1 protein-coding gene and 1 pseudogene are annotated in these 3,096 nt (G+C 61.3%); both read right to left on the bottom strand.

Annotation, left to right across the window (positions count from 1 at the left end; genetic code table 11):
- A pseudogene (locus ACE3UY_RS18245) lies at positions 1-540 on the bottom strand (hypothetical protein); the annotation flags it as partial.
- An 80-nt stretch (positions 541-620) separates the two neighbouring features.
- A partial coding sequence (locus ACE3UY_RS18240; protein WP_374688910.1) for a glucosidase occupies positions 621-3,096 on the bottom strand: 2,476 nt, incomplete at its 5' end.

Below are 3,096 nucleotides of genomic sequence, written 5' to 3'. Positions count from 1 at the left end.
GATCTGCCGCTGGAAGGCCGGCTCGCGGTGCGCTCGTTCGACCTGGTCATGGATCAGGTTGTGAACGCCAGGATTCTCACTCAGGATGAGGGCGGCGGCGCTTACCCCGCGCCCTAACACCTGCCGCGCCAGCGCCCGGCTGCGGTCGATCTCCTCCTGGCCGGCCCGACCCCAGTTTTCCACCTGCGCCGCGGCGCGCCGCTCCAGTCCGGCCATCTCCTGGCGGAGGGGCGCGAGGGGGGCGAGTAGGCGGCTGCTACCTGCCGCGTTCGCTGAGATGACGGCGAGGGAGCCAGCCGTTTGCGCGACTTGCCTGGCTGTTCGTAACCCCCGGCCGGCCGCGCGGGTCGCGCCGCGCGCCAGGCCGGTTGCAACCTGGCGCGTTTGCCGCGCGTCGTTCTCGTCTGGGACGATCACGAGGGTGCGCGAGTCGCCTTGATCCGCTTCCCAATCAGCGACTTGCTGCTTGAGCCAATCGCCGGCCTCGAAGAGAGCGCCAGCGCCAACGGTGAAAGCTGCTTTGAAAAGGCTCTTGCTCACTTGTCTACCTCTGGTCTAGAAACCCTTAGAAACCGAGTTTCTTTTGAGGAACTCGGTTTCTCGGACGGTTTTCAGGGCTTCTATGCCGGTTCCGGGTCTCGATCCATCAGCGCCGTCGCTGTCTCGCCGGCCATCACCATGTCGGGCGTCAAGGTCTCCATGAGTTTCAACAGCACGGCAATCAACCCCGTCCAGCCCGTCTGATGGCTGGCCCCCAGGCCCGCGCCGTTGTCGCCGTGGAAGTACTCGTAGAACAGAATGTTGTCACGCCAATGCGCATCCTGCTGGAACTTCTCGGCTCCGCCAAAGACAGGCCGGCGACCATCCTCGTCGCGGAGAAAAATGCTTGCCAGCCGTCGCGCAATCTCTTGAGTGACCTCGAAGAGCGTCATCTGGTTGCCGGAGCCAGTCGGACACTCAATCCTGAAGTCGTCGCCATAGTACGAATAATACTGGAGTAGCGAGCGTATAATCAGGATGTTGATCGGGAACCAAATCGGGCCGCGCCAGTTGGAATTGCCGCCGAACATGCCGCTGTCCGACTCCGCTGGTAGATATTGTACCCGAAATTCATGGCCGTTCACATTGAATGTGTAGGGGTGTTCCAGGTGGAAACGGGACAGAGAGCGGATGCCGTACGGTGAAAGGAACTCCTCTTCGTCGAGCATACAAGCCAGAACGCGCCGCAACTTGTGTTCATCCAGAACTGAGAACAGAATCCGGCCGTTGGCTCCGGGGCGAGTCGGATCGTGTATCGTGGCTGCCAGCGCGGGCGTCCGCGACAACCGTCGGGCGACGCGACGAGCCAACTGGGGGAACCTCGTCACCGTTTCGCTGGAGATGACAGTGGCCGCGCACAGAGGCAGCAGCCCGACCAGCGAACGCACCTTCAGCCGCGTGGCGCGGCCATCGGGCAGGCGCAGCACGTCATAGTAGAACCCATCGTGCTCATCCCACATCTCATCGTGCTTGTCGCCGATTCGATCCATGGCCGAGGCGATGTAGAAGAAATGCTCCAGGAACTTCAGCGCCATGTCCTCGTAGACGGGATCATGGTTTGACAGTTCGATGGCGATGGAGAACATGTTCTGGCAGAAGAAGGCCATCCAGGCTGTGCCGTCGGCTTGCTCCAGCATGCCGCCGGTTGGCAGCTCCGAGCTGCGGTCGAACACACCGATGTTGTCCAGACCCAGAAAGCCGCCCTCGAAGACGTTGCGCCCGCTGGGGTCTTTGCGATTCACCCACCAGTTGAAGTTCATCAACAGCTTGAGGAAAGCGGACTTCAGGAAGGCGATCTCGCTACGGCCGTTCAGAAGCTCGCTGACGTTATAATTGTAAAGCGTAGCCCAGGCGTGGACGGGCGGGTTGACGTCGCTGAAGTTCCACTCGTAGGCCGGCAACTGACCGTTGGGGTGCATATAGAGCTCGCGCAACATCAGCTGGAGCTGATCCTGGGCGAAGGCGGCATCCACCATATTGAGCGCCACCGTGTGGAAGGCCAGATCCCACGCCGCGTACCACGGGTACTCCCACTTGTCCGGCATGGAGATGATCTCGGCGTTGAGCATATGATGCCAGTCACTGTTGCGCAGTTGGCGGGCCAGGTCTGAGTCGGAATCGCCGCTGTGTTCTTCAAGCCAGCGGCGCAGGTCGTAGTAGTAGAACTGCTTGCTCCACAGCATCCCGGCCAGCGCCTGGCGCACGACGCTTCGCTCATCGTCGGACAGCGAATTGGGGATCATCGCGTCGTAGAACTCATCGGCTTCCGTCCGGCGCGCGGCGAATATCTCTTCGAACTCGCTCTCCAGCGGATGCTGCCCGGCGTCGCCCAGTTGGTCGGGCGCGACGTCGGTCAGCCGCAGACGGACGACGGCCGTCTCACCCGGCTCGATCTGCATGTGGTAATGGGCAGTAGCCTTGGTTCCGGTGGCCTCCCAGCTGACAGCTTGCTTCTCGCCGTTCACGAGGTAATTGTTAACGCCGTCCTTGACGTAGCGTGTGTCGTTGGGACAGTTCAGGATGCGCTGGTTGTTGGTCTCGTTCTCTGTGAAGAGCAGTTCTAGCGCTCCCTGCGTGTACAGATAGCGGTCGCCCAATTCTGGATGGCGCAGCGCGATGACCGGCCCACCATTTGGCCCTTGGACGGTTTCCAGGCGCGGCTTTTCCGCGCCTGGCGTCGTCCACCACGTGTTGCGGAACCAGGCGGTCGGCAGGATGTGCAGCGGCGCGGCGTCGGGGCCGCGGTTGACGGCGCTGATCTGGATCAGGATGTCCTCTGGCCCGGCCTTGGCGTACTCGACAAAGATGTCGAAGTAGCGATTTTCGTCGAAGACGCCCGTATCGAGCAGCTCGAACTCAAAGTCGGCGCGGGTGCGCTGACGGTTGGCTTTAATGATCTCGTTGTAGGGGAAGGCGGCCTGCGGATACTTGTACAGATACTTCATGTACGAGTGAGTCGGCGTGCTGTCCAGATAGAAGTAGTACTCCTTGACATCCTCGCCATGGTTGCCTTCCGAGTTGGACAGGCCGAAGAGGCGCTCCTTGAGAATGGGGTCT

The organism is Promineifilum sp. (SeqCode), assembly GCF_041918635.1.
Classification (GTDB): Bacteria; Chloroflexota; Anaerolineae; order Promineifilales; family Promineifilaceae; genus Promineifilum.
This window is presented reverse-complemented; position numbering and strand designations above follow the sequence as displayed.